At 67.6% G+C, this 16948-nt stretch carries 17 protein-coding genes and 2 pseudogenes; 14 read left to right on the forward strand and 5 right to left on the reverse strand.

From position 1 onward, the window contains the following. Positions 1–126 precede the first annotated feature (126 nt). The 8 genes and pseudogenes from ABD256_RS16975 to ABD256_RS17010 all read left to right on the forward strand — a co-directional run bounded on the left by ABD256_RS16975 (position 127) and on the right by ABD256_RS17010 (position 5243). On the forward strand, positions 127–393 hold the full coding sequence (locus ABD256_RS16975) for a PLD nuclease N-terminal domain-containing protein (RefSeq protein WP_344418969.1): 267 nt from the start codon (positions 127–129) through the stop codon (positions 391–393). 61 nt (positions 394–454) lie between these two features. Next, positions 455–637 (forward strand): annotated as a pseudogene (locus tag ABD256_RS16980) (helix-turn-helix domain-containing protein); the annotation flags it as partial. Between the two features lie 167 nt (positions 638–804). Then, positions 805–984: a hypothetical protein gene (locus ABD256_RS16985; RefSeq protein ID WP_344419232.1), complete on the forward strand. Its 180-nt coding sequence runs from the start codon at positions 805–807 to the stop codon at positions 982–984. Between the two features lie 206 nt (positions 985–1190). Beyond that, entirely contained in the window at positions 1191–2444 is a 1254-nt protein-coding gene (locus ABD256_RS16990; RefSeq protein WP_344418972.1) for an HNH endonuclease signature motif containing protein, read from the forward strand. 312 nt (positions 2445–2756) lie between these two features. After that, positions 2757–2985 (forward strand): annotated as a pseudogene (locus ABD256_RS16995) (IS701 family transposase); the annotation flags it as partial. Positions 2986–3138: 153 nt separating this feature from the next. Next, the gene (locus tag ABD256_RS17000; protein WP_344418975.1) at positions 3139–3648 is read left to right on the forward strand and encodes an FAD-dependent monooxygenase; all 510 of its coding nucleotides are present in this window, start codon (positions 3139–3141) and stop codon (positions 3646–3648) included. After that, a complete protein-coding gene (locus tag ABD256_RS17005) occupies positions 3645–4643 on the forward strand; it encodes an NAD(P)/FAD-dependent oxidoreductase (protein ID WP_344418978.1) in 999 nt (332 codons plus the stop codon). The genes ABD256_RS17000 and ABD256_RS17005 overlap by 4 nt, the downstream gene beginning before the upstream one ends. Positions 4644–4685: 42 nt before the next feature. After that, the gene (locus ABD256_RS17010; RefSeq protein ID WP_344418980.1) at positions 4686–5243 is read left to right on the forward strand and encodes a hypothetical protein; all 558 of its coding nucleotides are present in this window, start codon (positions 4686–4688) and stop codon (positions 5241–5243) included. Here the strand turns inward: ABD256_RS17010 and ABD256_RS17015 are convergent. Both ABD256_RS17015 and ABD256_RS17020 read right to left on the reverse strand, forming a co-directional pair. Then, entirely contained in the window at positions 5240–5749 is a 510-nt protein-coding gene (locus ABD256_RS17015; protein WP_344418982.1) for a hypothetical protein, read from the reverse strand. The two genes, ABD256_RS17010 and ABD256_RS17015, sit on opposite strands and share 4 nt — an antisense overlap. Continuing rightward, a complete protein-coding gene (locus tag ABD256_RS17020; protein ID WP_344419219.1) occupies positions 5731–5886 on the reverse strand; it encodes an HC3 family zinc finger protein in 156 nt (51 codons plus the stop codon). The genes ABD256_RS17015 and ABD256_RS17020 overlap by 19 nt, the downstream gene beginning before the upstream one ends. Before the next feature lie 141 nt (positions 5887–6027). Between ABD256_RS17020 and ABD256_RS17025 the strand changes: the two genes are divergently transcribed. Further along, the gene (locus ABD256_RS17025) at positions 6028–6861 is read left to right on the forward strand and encodes a helix-turn-helix domain-containing protein (protein ID WP_344418985.1); all 834 of its coding nucleotides are present in this window, start codon (positions 6028–6030) and stop codon (positions 6859–6861) included. An 11-nt stretch (positions 6862–6872) separates the two neighbouring features. Next, a complete protein-coding gene (locus ABD256_RS17030) occupies positions 6873–6980 on the forward strand; it encodes a DUF397 domain-containing protein (RefSeq protein ID WP_344419222.1) in 108 nt (35 codons plus the stop codon). A gap of 1 nt (position 6981) precedes the next feature. Here the strand turns inward: ABD256_RS17030 and ABD256_RS17035 are convergent, their stop codons facing one another. Then, positions 6982–9330, reverse strand: coding sequence for a GH92 family glycosyl hydrolase (locus tag ABD256_RS17035; protein WP_344418988.1), 2349 nt, complete (start codon positions 9328–9330; stop codon positions 6982–6984). A gap of 158 nt (positions 9331–9488) precedes the next feature. On the opposite strand from ABD256_RS17035, the gene ABD256_RS17040 reads away from it, so the two are divergent. Next, entirely contained in the window at positions 9489–10034 is a 546-nt protein-coding gene (locus tag ABD256_RS17040; protein ID WP_344418991.1) for a hypothetical protein, read from the forward strand. A 51-nt stretch (positions 10035–10085) separates the two neighbouring features. Here ABD256_RS17040 and ABD256_RS17045 read toward each other — a convergent pair whose 3' ends face one another. Continuing rightward, positions 10086–10844, reverse strand: coding sequence for an isocitrate lyase/PEP mutase family protein (locus ABD256_RS17045; RefSeq protein WP_344418994.1), 759 nt, complete (start codon positions 10842–10844; stop codon positions 10086–10088). Further along, positions 10841–11260 carry a MarR family winged helix-turn-helix transcriptional regulator gene (locus ABD256_RS17050; protein ID WP_344418997.1) on the reverse strand — a complete coding sequence of 140 codons (420 nt, stop codon included), beginning with the start codon at positions 11258–11260 and terminating at the stop codon, positions 10841–10843. Before ABD256_RS17050 ends, ABD256_RS17045 begins: the two co-directional genes overlap by 4 nt. Positions 11261–11340: 80 nt before the next feature. Between ABD256_RS17050 and ABD256_RS17055 the strand changes: the two genes are divergently transcribed. From ABD256_RS17055 to ABD256_RS17065, 3 genes are all read left to right on the forward strand, one after another. After that, the gene (locus ABD256_RS17055; protein ID WP_344419000.1) at positions 11341–12198 is read left to right on the forward strand and encodes an MBL fold metallo-hydrolase; all 858 of its coding nucleotides are present in this window, start codon (positions 11341–11343) and stop codon (positions 12196–12198) included. Positions 12199–12254: 56 nt separating this feature from the next. After that, positions 12255–12908, forward strand: a complete 654-nt coding sequence (locus ABD256_RS17060) for a TetR/AcrR family transcriptional regulator (protein WP_344419003.1) — start codon at positions 12255–12257, stop codon at positions 12906–12908. Between the two features lie 759 nt (positions 12909–13667). Further along, entirely contained in the window at positions 13668–16901 is a 3234-nt protein-coding gene (locus ABD256_RS17065) for a S8 family serine peptidase (RefSeq protein ID WP_344419006.1), read from the forward strand. Positions 16902–16948 lie beyond the last annotated feature (47 nt).

The following is a 16948-nucleotide window of genomic DNA, read 5'->3' on the forward strand; positions in this document are numbered from 1 at the left end:
ATGGCTGAAAGGGCAGTGTTCGCCTGAACGGATCGCCCACGATGCGACCAAGACGTCCTCAAGGTATCACCTACCTACTGCGCCCCAGCAGAATCGGCCGCCGACCAAAAAGGACTACCACTCCCCATGACGGAACACTTCGTGAACGCGCTCAACACGAACCTGGCTTCGAACTGGGCGGGGCCGGGAATCTTCAGCATCCTCTTGATCGCCGTCGCCGCCTATTTCATCTTCTTCCTGACCGCGTTGGTCGACATGCTGGGCGCGAGGATCGGCTGCGGCGCGAAGATCCTGTGGTTCCTGGTGATTTTCGCGATGCCGTTCCTGGGCAGTCTGCTGTGGTACGTCGTGGGTCGTAAGACCATCGACCCGCCGCGAGGCGAACGTTCCTGACGCGGCGACAGCCCTTGTTGATACGAAGCTGACCGGCGCGGCCGATCGTGCTCCGCATCCGGTGCCATTTCGCGAAATACGGCACGCCGTCACCAGGGCAGGACGCGGCGTCCTGGAGGGCGCGTTCGCGGCGCTGGAGGAACTCGCACGACTCGGAGAGGCGGGCCCGGCCCGGCTGGCGGCCAGTACCGGGCTGCCGGAAGCCACCACGTACCGGCTTCTCGACCAGCACGTCGTGTTTGGGGCGGTACAACGCCGGGCAGGCCGTCACCGAGTCGGATCGCAGATGTTCCGCCTCGGACAGGCTCGGCAACCCGCCGCCGTCCCGCGCCCGGCCGCCCAGCGTCCACTGCGAGAATTTGCCTACGCCACCCGAGTGGCGCCGGATGCACCGGCCAGCGTGCTGCTCGGATGCGACTCGGAGTTGACACGGCTGGCGACCGGCAGATCGTCGCCGCACTGGGCGCCTTGGTGCTCAACGGCACGCGGCCGGGCTCGATGAAGGCGAACGTGCGCCGTGCCGCTGGCATGGGCATCGCGAACCTCGACCCGGGCACCGGTTTCTCTGTCGTGGTTGGTTCGCCGTGTTGAGCTGCGGCTTACAGATGGCTTTGGACGGGAAGGAGGTGTGGGCTCTTGGTGTCCGGGTGGCGGTTTGGCTGTGGTCCGGTTCGATTGCGGGGTGCTGATTTCGTTGGTGTAGCGCCGTTTTTTTGATTGTCCATTGTGGACTCGATAATCCTGGTTCACTCGATCGTGTGTTCGATTCCGGGGTGTGGTCGCGGTAGAATGGTGGGGTGTCGGAGACTTCTTCCCTTGTGTCGCAGCGGGAGCTGTGGCAGTGCAGCGCGCGTGAGGCCGCTGCGCTGTTGCAGGAGAAGTTCGTGGCCTTGTGGCGGTTGGAGTCGCAGCTCTGCCGCATCATCGCGCACCTGGACAACGGTGGCGCCCGCGAACTCGGGTACACGGGTGTGACCGGGCTGGTGGCCGATATCGCGCGCAGTTCCGGTCCTGGAGTGACGAAGCTGGTCACGCGAGCCCTGGTCACCAACCCCAGTCATAGCGTCGGCGGTGTGGAGATTCCGGCCGCGGCGCCGGTGGCGGGGGAGGCGGTGCGGGAGGGGGAGATCTCGCCGGAGCATGTGGACGGGATCGTGCGGGTGCTGGAGAAGATCCCGGCCACGGTCTCGGTGGAGGATCGGGAGTTCGCTGAGCGGTCCCTGGTGGAGTTGGCGCGTCATGCGGGTATCGGGGAGATCGGCACACTGGGCAAGGAAATCCTCGGCCGCCTCGACCCCGACGGCACCGAACCCCGCGACACCCCCGAACCGAAACGTGCCCTGAATATTCATCAGCGCAAAGACGGTTCGGCGAAGTTCGACGGCTACCTCGACCCGATCTCCGCCGCCAAAACCCTCGCCCTGCTCGACCCACTTGCCCAGACCCAGCCGGATGACCCTTCCGACAATCCGCTGCTGCGGGGGCGGGCGGAGCGGTACGGGGACGCGTTCATGGAGATGGTCAATCTCGCCGCGAGTCACCCGGAGTCTCCGAACCGCAGTGGTGGTCGAGCGGATCTGATCGTGACGATCCCCTTGGCTGACTTGAAGAGGGAGCTGGGCGCGGCGTGTCTGGACATGGTCACCGACATCACCGCCAGCGAGGCCCGCATCCTGGCGTGTGACTGCAAGGTCATTCCCGCCATCCTTGATGGTGCGGGGCAGCCGTTGGAGATGGGGCGGGCCAGGCGCCTGGTGACCGAGGCGATGCGGCTCATGCTTGCCATCCGTGATCGCGGGTGCTGCTTTCCCGGGTGCTCGCGCAGGCCGCGTCATTGCGAGGCGCATCACGTGCTGCCCTGGTACGCCGGAGGCGCCACTGACCTGGGCAATCTCACGCTGCTGTGTTCCCGGCATCATCGCCTGCTGCACACCAGCGACTGGACACTCCGCATGGTCAACGGTCAACCCGAGTTCACCCCACCGGCGTTCGTCGACCCGTGGCGAAGACCCCGGACGAACCGCCCCACCGCCCAACCCCGCGCCGCCTGAGGGCCGAGGCCGCCACCGGCGGCCACTACGTCCACCGCGGACCGAGCGACCAAACCCCGGTCCTTCAGCCACCCCCGGCGAAGGACAACACAAACACGCCCACCAACTGAACCGCAGGCGCCGAACTATCCTGCGCCACCACCACCAACCGCGAACCATCACATGACCGGCCGGTCGCGCGCGAACCGCAGGACTAGCCGGGTGCGGCAGCGAGGATGACTTACCTTGATCCCTGGCGGAGCCCCAGAATCAACCGCCCCACCACTTAATATTGCAACGGCACTTGTGTGGTGAGTGGTGGATCATGGGGTTGTGGTAGTTGATCTGGTGGCCGCTGAGTTGGATCGGTTACATGAACGGATCGCGGATCGGTTCACCCGCGCCGAGCCTCGGGTTCGGGTCCGGGAGTATGTATCGGGCCTGGTCGCGGGGTTTGGAACGCAAGAACGGTTGGACTCTGGCCGAGCGTGCGGGCGAGGTGTCCCCGGACGGGATGCAGCGCCTGTTGCGGCGAGTGGACTGGGATGGTGACGGGGTCCGCAGCCCGACGTTACGACCTGGTCGTCGCATTCGACGGCGTGCGTTCTCCGGTAGGTCGTCGTTTTCTCGGCAGCGCCCTCACGTCCAGCTACTCGGGGAGTGTGGTGTGGCGCAAGATGCTGGCCCGGCCGGATACCGTCACTAACGCCGCGTTGTGGCATGGCGACAGGTCAAGGGCGGTGTCATCCCGCTTTCGGAAGCGCTGATGTCCATGTTGGTCGTCACCCCCGAACGCGGTGTCAGCAGACCCTCCGGAGAAACGCTGGCCGATCACCTTCAGGGTTTCGAAGGCCCGCTGGCGCAGATCAGGGAACGACTCGTCGACGACCCGGCCGGGATCGTGTACAGCCCGCCGGTCGAGATGAACTTGCCGCTGCCCTGGCATCGAGGCCGGGTCATGGTGCTGGGTGACGTCGCGCACACGGCGGTTCCGCATCTGACCCAGGGGGCCGCGATGGCGATCGAGGACGCCGTGGTGCTCGCCGATGAGGTCACTCGTGATCGCCACGTCGTGGAATCGCTGCGGGCGGTGGAACAACTGCGTCACCCGCCAGCGGTCACGGCCGGGTTTGTCGCGAATACCATCGCGTCGGCACTGTTCGATTTGCTGAACCGGCAACATGGCTTGCCATCTAGTGGGGCCTGTCGCAGAGTTGCGGCATGAGCATGTATGACGTAGTCATCATCGGTGGTGGGCCCGCCGGTCTCGGTGCGGCCGTGGCCTTGAGCCGCGCCCGGCGCGAAGTCCTGGTGGTCGATGCGGGCGAGCCGCGTAACAAGCGCGCGTCGCGAGCGAACAGTTACCTGGGGCGGGAAGGCATCGCGCCGAGGGAGCTGTTGGCCATCGGGCGTGCCGAAGTCGACCAGTACGGCGGTGAAATCCGCGACGGCAACGTGGTGTCCGTAGAGCGTGCGGGCTCCAGCACCCTGCGCGTGGGACTCGCCGATGGATCCACAGTGGACGGAAGGCGGGTGCTCCTCGCGACCGGGGTCGTCGATGAGCTGCCCGATATCCCCGGTGTCCAGGAGCGGTGGGGCAGGGACGTCTTGCACTGCGCGTACTGCCACGCCTGGGAGGTGCGCGACAAGGTGATCGGAGTGATCGCCAGTGGAGCGGCTTCGCTGCACCAGGCACAGTTGTGGCGGCAGTGGACCGACCGCGTCGTCTTCTTTGTGAACGACTCCCTCGAGTTGAAGGTGAGCGATCGAGCGGAACTGGCGGCGCGCGGTATCGCCGTAGTCGAAGGCCAGGTCTCCGAGATCGAGGTCACGGACGACGCGTTGAGTGGAATCCGTGTCGGAGACGACACGATCGCTGTACAGGTCGCCTTGGTGTTCCCGGTGTCCACCGCCAGAACCGAGCTGCTCGGCCAACTCGGCCTGCTTCCCGAGGAGAAGCACATGGATGATCAGGTCATCGGCACCACGTTGACCGATGTGGACGTGTTCGGCGCGACCGGCGTGCCGGGGGTGTGGGCGGCTGGCAACGTGCGCGGTCATCGGGCGCAGATCATCGACGCGGCGGCGCAAGGTGTGCAGACCGGGGCGATGATCAACATCGATCTGGTCCACGAGGAGGTCGCCGCCGCGGTTGTTGCGCTCCCGTTCAGCTCCGAACGGGAGCGAGAGGTGGCAGAACGCGTGGTCGTCAAGCGCTGAAAGGATTCCTGCCTCGGTGACTTTCTCAGTGGAGATGACGAGATGGCGACAAAGACACTTGTCCGCGGCGTACGCGTCTTCGACGGCCGCCGACTTTCCGAACCATCGACCGTGGTGATCGACGGTGCTGTGTTCGGTACCGATGGGACCGGCGCGCACGTCGTCGTCGACGCCGACGGTGGCACCGCGCTGCCCGGCCTGATCGACGCCCACCTGCCTGGAGGACCGTACGACGATCGCACAGCTCACTCGCTGGGGCGTGACCACCTGTCGCCGGTGACCAGCGACGCGACCGGCACCGAGGAGCGGCGGACACGATCGCGCCCATCGGATGGTCGGCCGCGGGAACAGGGTCAGCTCGTCGGCGCGCAGCAGTGCCAGGTCGGCCGGATGTCCGCGGTGAGCATGGGCCGCACAACAGTGACTGGAAACTCCACATGGTCAACGGCCGAGCGGAGTTCACCCCACCAGCATTCGGCGGCCCCTGGCGAAGACCCCGAACGGCTATCGCGGACTGGCGAACACGGCCATCATCCGAACCGCGGGGGGCACCGCTTTGCAAAGGGGCGCCGCTTCCCAGGGTTGAGAGACACGCCCTAGGTCGACCAGTAGAGACACTGACCGCAGCGGGTGTGGCGGTCGATGCGGCGGGCAGGATCCTTGCCGTACAAGGGAAAGCACGCGGCGCCGCACAGCGCGAGGTAGACGAGACCGCAGCGCAGCGGGCGTTCGCCGACGCAGTGGGCGAGGCCGGGTTCGCGCGGGGCGGTGTCCGCGGCCGGGATCCATCGGTCGGGCGGGAGTTTCGCGAGCGCGGCCGCGTCCAGTTCGTCGGCGCGCGCGAGCAGGACGGTACTCAGGTCGGCGAGGCGCTCGCCGAGGTCGCGGAGGCCGTCCGCGCGGGGCGCACCGTCGCACTGGGACTCGACGAGCCAGCCGACGTCCTGGATGAGCGAGGACTGGAGGTCGCGGAGGCCGTCCGCGCGGGGCGCACCGTCGCACTGGGACTCGACGAGCCAGCCGACGTCCTGGATGAGCGAGGACTGGAGGTCGCGAAGCCGGTCCAGTAGCCGGAGATCTCGTTCGATCACGTGCGCGCCAGCCACACTTTCTCGCAGGGAAGGCAAGTCGCGTCGAACCACCGGCCGCCGAGCTGGGGCACGTCCACGCGAACCACCGTCACGTCCAGACCGCACAAAGTCCGGAAGGTCTCGTCTGGACGCGGCGCGAAGGGCCCCTCCATCGCATGCCGCTTTCCCTCTGCCTGTTGCCATCTCAGCACGATCTGCTCCCGAAGACGTTCCCAGGGACGATTTAATCTGGTGCGATTTTGCACCGAAAGTACCGTGTTCAGAGTGTCGGTGTCCCTTTGTACGATGCGGTCATGAAAACACCCATCGCATCACCCCGAGCAAGAACTCTCGCGGCGGCTCTGCGCGAAGCGCGCGAGAGCCGTGGCGTCGGCTTACGCGAGCTCTCGCGGCTTCTCGCGGTCCCTCACCCGCTGCTGTCCTATTGGGAGAAGGGCACCCGACTACCCACAACGGAGGACGTGGCCCACCTCTTGGGCTGTCTTCAGGTCACCGGCGAGCGGAAGGACCGCATCATCGACCTCGCCCGAGACACCCGAGACACCAATTGGCTGGCACCGAGCCTCCCACATTTACCGCATTCGATCACCGGAATGGTGGCCTGCGAACAGACTGCCATTCGCATTACAATGTGGACCGGAACTCTTATCCCAGGGCTGCTTCAAACCGCGGACTACATACGCGCGATCCTGAGTTCCGGCGATCTCCCCATAGCGGAGGGAGACCACCGACTTGCCGGGAGGATCCAGCGACAAGAAGTTCTGCGGAAGTTCGATCGGCCTGATCTCGTGGCGGTCATGGCCGAGTCGGCTCTGAAGCAAAAAGTAGGTGACCCGGCGATCATGTCGGATCAGGTGGACCACCTTCTGGAGGAGACGAAGCGGTCCAATGTCTCGCTTCGGCTGGTACCTGCGGGAGAGGAGTGGTATCCCGCGCTGATCAGCGCCTTCGTGGTGTACGAGTTCCGAGGTCAACCACCGATTGTATTCCTGGAGCACTACCGCAGCGGAGCATTCCTCTACGAAAACGCCGATGTGCAAAGTTACCAGCGCGCAGCGAAAACCATCCTGAGCCGCGCGCTCAGCGAGGAGGACTCACGGCAATTGATCGCAAGGGAGAGCACCTGATCGGAACAATCATCGATCGCCGCGTCCGGGTCCGCGACACGAAGGACCGTGACGGCGGGCAGCTCGCGCTTTCGCGTCGTGCCTGGTCCGCCGCCGTCACGGCCCTCGTCGTGCGCTGATCTACCTGGCGTCCAGCAGCTTCGGCGGGGCCGCGTTCACGCCCCACGTGCTCGGCTGATCAGTCAACTCGAACTTGATCTTGTGCGCGTTCAACAGCTCGTCGTGCGTGAGCCAGCTCCGGTCCAGGCCCCGATGGCCGACCTTCGCACCGGCCACGTACTGCAGCTTCGCCGCGTCCGCGCCGCGCGCTTCGATCGTCAGCTTCCGGCCGTGTTCCGGCCGCAATTCCACCTTCTCGAACATCGGCGCGCTGAGCGAGTACACGCCCGAGCCGGGCGTCGCTTCGAACACGCCGATCATCGAGAACACCAGCCACGACGAGATGGTGCCCAGGTCGTCGTTCCCCGGCATGCCGTACGGGGTGTCGGTGAACAGGGTCTTCGCCGCGCGCATCACCGCCGAGGTCTTCCACGGCGCGCCCGTCCACGAGTACATCCACGGGGCGTGCAGGTCCGGCTCGTTGTTGGGGTTGAAAGCGAAGTTGTTGTGGTAGTCGTAGGCGCCGATCACCCACGACTCCTTCGCCGCCTTCGCCGGATCCTTCAGCAGCAACGGCATGTCGAAGAAGGTGTCGAGCCGCTGCTCCGCCTTCTCCGCGCCGCCCATCAGGCCGAACAGCGCCTTCGGGTCCTGCTGCGCGAGCCACTGGTACTGCCACGGCGTGCCCTCGTGAAAACCGGTCGACTTCGCCGGGTCCGGGTCGCCGACCCACGAACCGTCCTCGGCCCGCGAACGCGGGAAGCCCGTGAAGCCCTTCGACTGCACGCTCTTGTCCCAGAGCTTCGTGAAGTTCTCACAGCGCGACGCCAGCACCTTCGCCTTGTCACGCTCGCCGAGGCCCTGCGCCATCAGCGAGAGCGAACAGTCCGCCAGCCCGTATTCGAGACTCGCCGAACCGGCCTGCCTGGTGTCACCGAACTGATAACCGGGGACATCCCGGTATCCGATCCAGCCGTTCTTCACGTAGCTCGGGTTGCCGTCGCGGCCGCGGAACTTCGACTGGTCCGCCGGTACCTCGTTCGCGTTGCGCCACAGCGCGTCGAACAGGGCGCGCGCGGTCCGGTCGTCGAGCAGGCCGCGGCGGTAGTTGTCGACGACCCACGGGGTCACCGGGTCACCGCTCATCACGTTCGTCTCGCCGCCCGCGAGCGCCCAGCGCGGTAACCAGCCGCCGTCCTGGTAGATCTTCAGCACCGACTTCGTCATGTCCGCCGCGCGCTCCGGGTGCAGCAACGCGACGAGCTGGTTCTGCGACCGGTACGTGTCCCACAGCGAGAACATCTGGTAGTACGGCGAATCCGAGCGGTGCACCTTGTCGTCATGGCCGCGGTACCGGCCGTCCACATCGGACCCGATCGACGGGTGCAGCAGCGAGCGGTACAGCGCGCTGTAGAACGTGCGCTGGTCCGCCGTGCTACCGCCCGCCACGCGCAGGCGGTTCAGCTCATCACGCCAGGCGCGGTTCGCCTTGTCCTTGGTCCGGTCGAAGTTCCGCTCGGTCTCGGCTCCACGATTCAGGCGTGCACCGTCGACGCCGGTGTAGGAGACTCCCACGCTGGCGCCGACCTGTTTGCCCGCCCTCGGGTCGAAGCTCAGCCACGCCCCCGCGCGCTTGCTCCCCAGCGCCGCGTCGCGCGTGCCTGGCGTGAGCTTGTCGTCGGTCCAGGTGCCGAACGAGGCGAACGGGCGGTCGAACTTCGCACTGAAGAAGACCTTGTAGCGCTCCTTCTCGGTCTCCCAGCAGAAGTTGCCGCCCTGCAGCCATCCTTCGACCGTGTCGTTCCCGACGACGTGGACGTCGCCGGCGTAGGTGTAGCCGTTGCTCTCACCCGCTTCGATCAGCACGTTCTGCGAGTTCGCGCCCGCGGGGTAGGTGTAGCGGTGCCGCCCGGTGCGTTCGGTCGCGCTCAGCTCGGCCTGCACGTCGTACTTGTCGAGTCGCACCGAGTAGGAGCCAGGCGACGCTTTTTCGGTGGCGTGGCTGAACTTCGAGCCGTACTGGGCGGGATCCGACGAGGTGACCGCGCCGGTGGTGGGCATGAACCGGAAGTTGCCCATCGTCTGGCAGCCGACGCCCGAGAGGTGCGTGTGGCTGAAGCCGAGGATGCTGTCCTGGGCGTAGTCGTAGGAGGCGTACTTCTTGAGCTGGGTGTCCGGGCTGAGCTGCACCATCCCGAACGGCGCCGCCGCGCCGGGGAACGTGGTGCCGTCGCCGTTGTTGCCGATCGAGGTGTTCACCAGCGTCGTCGGATCGGCGGACCGGGCCGCTTCGGCGGCGGGCGCGGCGACCAGACCGGCACCGACGGTCACGGTCGCCAACGCGGCGAACACGCGGCTGCGCGTTCTCATAGGCGGAATCCCTTCCTGACAACGTTGTCAACGATTTCACCCACGATCCTCGCCGAGCGGACATCCGGGCGTCAATCCGACGGAGGTCCCGGTACCGACTTGTCCGGTACCGGACAACCGGGTGGTGCGGCAGACCGGGCTCCCGCACAGTCGTCCGGGTGATCCCGCTGGAGGTGCCCGTGCCGGAGCAAACCGATCCCGCCGCGCTCGGTGCGGTGCTGAGCCGCTACCACGTATCCCACAAGCGCCTGCTGGCGATCGGAGCCGGTGCGCTGGCGGCCGCCGCGATCCTGTGCGTGCTGACGATCCCGATGACGCGGTCCGGCTACTCCTACCGGTACAGCACCGCGATCAGCATCGGCATCTGCGGGATCAGCTTCACCACGGCCATCGCGGTGATCATGATCGTGTTCCTCGTGCTGCGCGGCCTCTCCGAAACGTTCGACGTGCGCACCGGGGGCCTGGCGCACAAGGCGAAGGGGCGGATCCGGGCATGGCCGTGGCAGGCGGTCGCCAGCCTGAAGCCCGTGCACACGCCGCGCAGCACCTGGCTGACGCGCATGCTCATCCGGGACTACACCTGCGCGGTCCAGTTCGCCGACGGCGCGAAGATCCGCTTCACCGGCGCGTTGGACGGGTACGAGGATCTCGAACAGGCCATCCGCGCCAACTGTCCGCAGTGCACGGTCGAGCAGGGCGGATAGCGGCCAGGCAAGGGCCGAGCGCGTCCTCGAACTCGTCGTCGACGGGCTTCGTCAGCGGCCGGAGTAGCGGACCAGGCGGGCTTGCAAGTCCGAATAGGACGCCGCGGCCGGAATGGCCCCGCCGTCGCGAACCGCTGTCGCGGCTTCGGTTGCCGCGTGCACGGCGGCCCGGTACGGCAGGGACCCCGTGCTCACCCGGCGGACCCCCAGCTCGGCCAGTTCGACCAGGGAAAGCGCGGGGTTCGCCAGCACGTTGACCGGGACGGGGATCGCGGAAGCCAGTTCCCGCAGCACTCCGGGATCGGTGGCGCCGGGCACGAAAACGCCGTCGGCGCCCGCTTCCACATAGGACAGTGCGCGGTCGAGCGTGGTTTCGCGGTGCTGACCGAGCCAGAAGGTGTCCACGCGGGCGTTGACGAACAAGGCGGGACAACGGTCCTTGATCGCCGCCACCTTGGCCGCGTGCCGCGCCGGGGAGATCAGCGCTTCTCCTGTGCTGTCCTCGATGTTGATGCCCGCGACGCCGAGATTGGCGACATAGGCGGCGACTTCGGCCGGGTCGTCGGCGTAACCGTCTTCGATGTCCACGCTCACATAGGCTTCGAGCGTGGAGAGCGCGCGGGCCAGCGCCAGGTTTGCATCCTTTGTGGACCGTCCGCCGTCCGGCCTGCCGATGCTCGATGCGACGCCGAAGCTCGTCGTGCCGATCGCGGGGAACCCGGCCTCGGCGAACGCCAGCGCGGAGGGGACGTCCCACGCGTTCGGCAGCACCAACGGTGTCGCGGCGTGGTGCAGATCGCGGAAGGTCATCGCACCGCCCTGTCCAGCAGCGCGTGCAGCACGCCCTGCTCGGTTTCGCTCAGCCCGGCGAGTGGCGATTCCTGCACGAGCAGCGCGATCAGCTTGTCGCGCAACGCTTCGCCGTCCCCGGTCAGCACGAGCTGCTTGGCGCGGCGGTCGGTGGGGTGCGGACGCCGTTCGATGAGGCCCCGCGCTTCCAGCTTGTCGACGATGAAGGTCGCGTTCGACGGTTCGCAGCTCATCCGCCCGGCCAGCTCGCGCATGGTCATCGGGCCGGTCAGCTCGCGCAGCGCCGTGCCCTGTGGCGCGGTGAGGCCGATCCTGGCCGAGCGATCGCGCACGTGCTCCGCGATCTGCCTGGCGAGCCCGTTCACGAGGCCGCACAGCTCGCGTTCGGCGGCGGTCTCGGCTTCACGGGAAGGCATGGCATCAGCTTAGCAAAGGTGAATCAAGTCAGAATAATTCAAGCTTGCATCTTTCAAGTTAGAAGCTTATGGTCGAAGACATGACCACCGACCGGCTCCGCCGCCCCGCGATCCTCCGTTCCCTCCAACTCGGCGACACCAAGCTGACCTACGTGCCCGACGGCGCTGTGCAGCTCACACCGCGCGGCTGGCTGCCCGACACCACCGACGAGGTGTGGGCGGCGCACCCCGAGTACCTCGACGAAACCGGCAACCTGGTGGGCAGTATCGGCGGCCTCCTGGTCGAGAGCGGAGAGCGCGCGCTCCTGATCGACGCCGGGGTCGGGCCGTTCTCGGTACCTGCCGTGCCGGGGCAACCGAACGGCGCGATCGAAGGTGGCGCGCTGCTCGACAACCTCCCACGCCGCCCCGAAACGATCGAGGCGGTCGCGTTCACGCACCTGCACCTGGACCATCTCGGCTGGGCGTGGCATCCGGCACCCGGCAGCGATCGACCCGCGTTCACCGCGGCCGAGTACCTGATCGCCGAACCCGAGTGGGCACACCGCGAACTCGTCGAAGCGCACGGCACGAGCCAGGAGACGCTGGCCCTGCTGGAACCTCGCGTGCGCACCATCGCCGACGGCGAGGAGATCTTCCCCGGGGTGCGCATGATCCTCACACCGGGCCACACCTTCGGCCACGCGTCGTACGTCATCACCGGCGGCGACCAGCGACTGATCGTCCTCGGCGACGCACTGCACTCGCCGATCCAAACCGACCATCCCGAGTGGACCGCGGCCTCCGACCACGACCGCGAGCAGGCCACCCGATACCGCCACGAACTCCTGAAGGATCTGGCCCAGCCGGGCACAATCGGCTTCGGCGGGCACTTCGCGGACGTGGTCTTCGGCCGGTTCGTCCCGAGCGCCACTCCCTCATGGCAACCGCTGCCCTGACCCGCGTCAACCGAACGAATGACTCAGTTCGGCGCACGGATGGCATAATGCCGGTCATGAGCACGGAGGACGGGACCGCCAAACCACGCCGGGCACGGCGGTCACCGGCCCCGCACGAGCGGCAGCGCGATCCCGAGCGCACCAAGGCGCGCATCCTCGAAGCCGCGGCAGACGAGTTCTCCGCCAAGGGGTTCGCCGGCGCCAGGGTCTCCGAGATCGCTTCGCGCGCCGGGGTGAACCAGCAGCTCATCTCCTACTACTTCGACGGCAAAGAGGGCCTGTACCGGGAGATGGGCCGCAAGTGGCTCGAGTACGAGACGCAGGCGTTCCCCGAGGACATGGGCTTCGCCGAGATGCTCAAGCACTACGTCGAGGTGAGCGTGGCCAACAACCGCGGCGGGCGGCACCTGGCGTGGGAAGGCCTTTCCGACACCGGGGAGTCCGGGCCGGAGGCCGACGAGCGCAACGCCCGGCTCCGGCACGAGGTCGAAATGATCCGCGAGCGCCAGCAGAACGGCGAGATCGACGACCGGCTCGACCCCGCCGCGCTGCTGCTCATCACGATGAGCGCGGCCAACGCGCTCGCGGTGTACCCGCAACTCGCCCGCGGCATCTTCGACGGCGACTCGGGCTCCCCCGAGCTGGCCGAGCACTACGCCGACCAGCTCGCCAAGATGATCACCCTGCTCGGCCACCACAACTCGCCCTAGCGAGGGATCGTGGCGTCAGATTTCCCGAAGGTGACCTTCAGGACGTAGACGTCTCAAATGTTCCCCTCGCGTAGCGGTGTGGCCGCCGATGCGTGCCCCGAAGGTGACCTTCGGGGTCCCAGAAGCCCCAGATTGCCCCCTGGCAAGCGAGGCTCCCGGTGACCCCGAAGGGCGGCAGTGGTGACAAACTCCGGGTGCCGTCATGGTGTCCATCAGGGACATCCCCGCGTGTGCAGCCTGCCGCGCGAGGCGAGCGATCCGCCGTGCGCGGTCCCCTTCGCGGCGTCAGATTCCCTCAAGGTGCCTTTCAGGGCATGCGCGCCCCGGAGCCGGGCGGGCCCGCGGAGGGCCACCTCCTCGGCATGCACGTCCCTGGAAGCCCGCAGGGTACGGGCGCGAGAACGATGCGCGAGCTGCGAAATCCCAGCACATGCCCCGAAGGTGCCCTTCACGGCAGCACATTCCCCGAAGGGCACCTTCAGTACATCCAACACCGCATTCCCGGCCCTCACAGCACAGCGCATGGCGCCACTTTCCAGGGCGCCTTCAGGGCATGCGGAAAGCGCCGCGCGCAAGATCGAAAGCTGGTAATCAACGAACAGACAATTGCGGCGGTCAATATCCCACATTCAGCGGATAACACTGCGCTGAATGGCTCACAACCAACTGCGATAAATAGGCCAAGCGTGTGATTGCAGTGAGGCCCCGCGCACGATGAGCTTTCACTCCATCCTTACCTTTTCGAGAGGCCGATGTGTGATGGAGCAAGCCCCACGAACACGGTGGAGACGCGGAGCGACCGCGGCGCTGGCCGCGGTACTCGCCGCGGCCACCGTCGGTGTCGCCGCGCCGACCGCCTTCGCCCAGCCCACGCCTGCGCCGGGCCCCGGCGCAGGCGGATCCCCCGGCAAGGAACTCGACGAGCACGACCGCAAGCTCGTCGCCGAGGCAGAACAGGCGGGCAAGCCCGATGTCACGCTGCTCGTCGCGGCCGAACGGGGGAAGACCGACGCCGCGGCGAACGAACTGCGCTCGCTCGGCGGCGTCGTCCAGTCCGCCGACGCGAAGCTGGACTACCTCAAGGTGACCGTGCCCGTCGGTGCCGCGGACAAGGCGTCGAAACTGGGTTCGATCAACGCCGTCGACGTCGACGGCATCATCAAGATCGACGATCCGACGCCGGAGGGCTCCGCCGATCCGAGCCCGCAGCCCGCGCCGGGCAAGAACACCCCGCGCGTGAACCCGTACCTGCCGACCGGCGACACCTTCGCCGCGCAGTTCGGGCAGGTGTTCCCCGCCTGGGACGGCAAGGACACCACCGTCGCCGTGCTCGACTCCGGCGTCGATCTCGACAACCCCGCGCTCACCACCACCAGCCACGGCGAGCGCAAGATCACCGACTGGTACACCGCGAACTCCCCCACCTCCGGTGACGGCACGTGGGTGCAGCAGTCCACGCAGACCTACACCGGAACGTTCACCGCGAGCGGCCGGGCCTGGACAGCGCCCGCCACCGGTGGCCCGTACACCTTCGGCACGTTCTCCGAAACCGCGGGCGATCTCGGCGCCGAGGACAGCGAGACCGGCGGTGACGTCAACCGCGACGGCGACCGCAAGGACTCGTGGGGTGTGCTGCTCGACACCGCGACCAAGCAGGTGCGGGTCGATCTCGACGGTGACGGGGACTTCACCGGCGAAAAGCCGATGACCGACTACAAGGACCACCAGGACGTCGGGTTCTTCGGTACCGACAACCCGGCGACCGATATCGCCGAACGCATGGCCTTCGTGGTCCAGACCGACAAGGCCGGGTTCGTCAACATCGGCATCGCGGGCGCCGAGCACGGCTCGCACGTCGCCGGGATCGCCGCGGGCAACGACCTGTTCGGTGGCCGGATGGACGGCGCCGCGCCCGGTGCGAAGGTGCTGTCCGTCAAGGTGTGCCTCACCAGCAGCGGGTGCACGTCGAGCGGACTGATCGACGGCGTCGTCTACGCCGCCAGCCACGGTGCCGACGTCGTGAACATCTCCATCGGCGGGCTCCCCGCGCTCAACGACGGCAACAACGCGCGCGCCGAGCTCTACAACCGCACGATCGCCGAGTACAACGTGCAGCTGTTCATCTCGGCAGGCAACAGCGGCGCCGGTGCCAACTCGGTCGGCGACCCGTCGGTCGCGACGGACGCGATGAGCGTCGGCTCCTACATCACCGACGACACCTGGCTGTCGAACTACGGGTCGAAAACCCAAGCGCCGGAAGGACTTCACCCGTTCTCGTCGCGCGGTCCGCGCGAGGACGGCGGGTTCAAGCCGGACATCGTCGCGCCGGGTGCCGCGATCTCGACGGTGCCGAGGTGGTTGCAGCCGAGCCCGATTCCGGGCACCTACCCGCTCCCGGCGGGTTACGCGATGCTGCAGGGCACGTCGATGGCGTCCCCGCAGGCGACCGGTGCCGCCGCGTTGCTCGTCAGCGCGTACAAGGCGACGCACGGCGGCCAGCGCCCGCCCGTGGCGCAGCTCCGTTCGGCGATCAAGTCGACCGCGCGGTTCGTCAACGGCGTTCCCGCCAACGCGCAGGGTGCCGGGCTGTTCAACGTGGCTGCCGCATTCGTCGCGCTGCAAGTGAATCCGCGGCCCGACACGGTCACCACCTCGGTCGAGGTGCACACCGTCCAAACCGGACTGCTGGCCACCCCGGACGTCGGCGTCGGCATCCACGACCGCGAAGGCGTCACCGCGGGCAAGGCCTACACCCGCACCTACACGGTGACCAGGACGACCGGATCGTCGCGACCGGTGCCGTACTTCGCGAACTGGGTCGGCAACGACGGCACGTTCTCCTCCGGCAACTTCCTTTCGCTGCCGCTCAACAAACCCGTGCGGTTCGCCGTGCAGGTGAAACCCGGCCCCGGTGCGCATTCCGCGCTGCTGCGGCTGGACAACCCGCTCACCGTCGGCATCGACGTGCAGACCATGAACACGGTCTTCGCGCCGACCGAGTTCGCCGCCGACAAGGGGTACCGCGTCGAGAAGAGCGGCACCATCGGCCGCAACCAGGCCACCAGCGTGTTCGTGCGCGTGCCGCAGGGCGCGAGCGCGCTGAAGATCGACCTCGACGCGGGCGGTCCGCCGGGGAAGGGCCAGGTCCGGTTCCTGCGCTACGACCCGACGGGGGTCCCGATCGACATCACGTCGACGACCAACTGCTACAACCCCGACGGCGGCGCCGGATGTGCCGGCGGCACACCGACCAGCCGCACGGTGACGAACCCGCTGCCGGGCGTCTGGGAACTGGTCGTCGAAGCGCGCCGGACCTCGGACGTGCCGGTGGCGCCGTGGAAACTCGCCGCCACCGTGCTGGGCACCACCGTCACCCCGAACCCGGACGACATCGCTTCGGCGAAGCTCGGGACACCGGTGAACCGGAGCTACGCGGTGGCCAACGCGCTCGGCGCGTTCACCGGGAAGCTCACCGGCGGCACGCTGGGCAGCGCGAAGATCGCGCGGCCCACCATCGCCACCGGCGCGCAGCAGCAGTACCCGGTGACGGTCGCACCCGGCTCGACATCGTTCACCGCGAAGATCGGCAAACCCGCCGACACCGCGGCCGACCTCGATCTCGGCGTCTACAACTGCACGAGCGGGACCTGCGTGCTCGCCGGGCAGAGCGCCGACGGCGACGCGGAGGAATCGGTGACGATCGCCAACCCGGCGGCGGGGCAGTGGGTCGTCGTGGTCGACGGGTTCGCGATCCCGTCGGGCAGCACCGCGTACGACTACCTCGACGTGTTCACCGCGCCGTCGTTCGGCTCGGTCGCGGTGACCGACACCGACGCGCCGCACGCGGCGGGTACGTCGTGGACGGTGCCGGGCACGGTGACGGCGGCGAGCGCTCCCGGCGCCGGCCGGGTGCTGCGCGGTGACCTGACCGTGCGGACCGCGGAGGGCACCGCGGTCGGCGGTGGCACCGTTCTGGTTCGATCCGTTTCCTGACGGTCAGTGACCCTGGGGGTCAGGCCCCGCACCGGCTTTCCGGTGCG

It is taken from the genome of Amycolatopsis minnesotensis (assembly GCF_039529815.1).
Taxonomy (GTDB): Bacteria; Actinomycetota; Actinomycetes; order Mycobacteriales; family Pseudonocardiaceae; genus Amycolatopsis; species Amycolatopsis minnesotensis.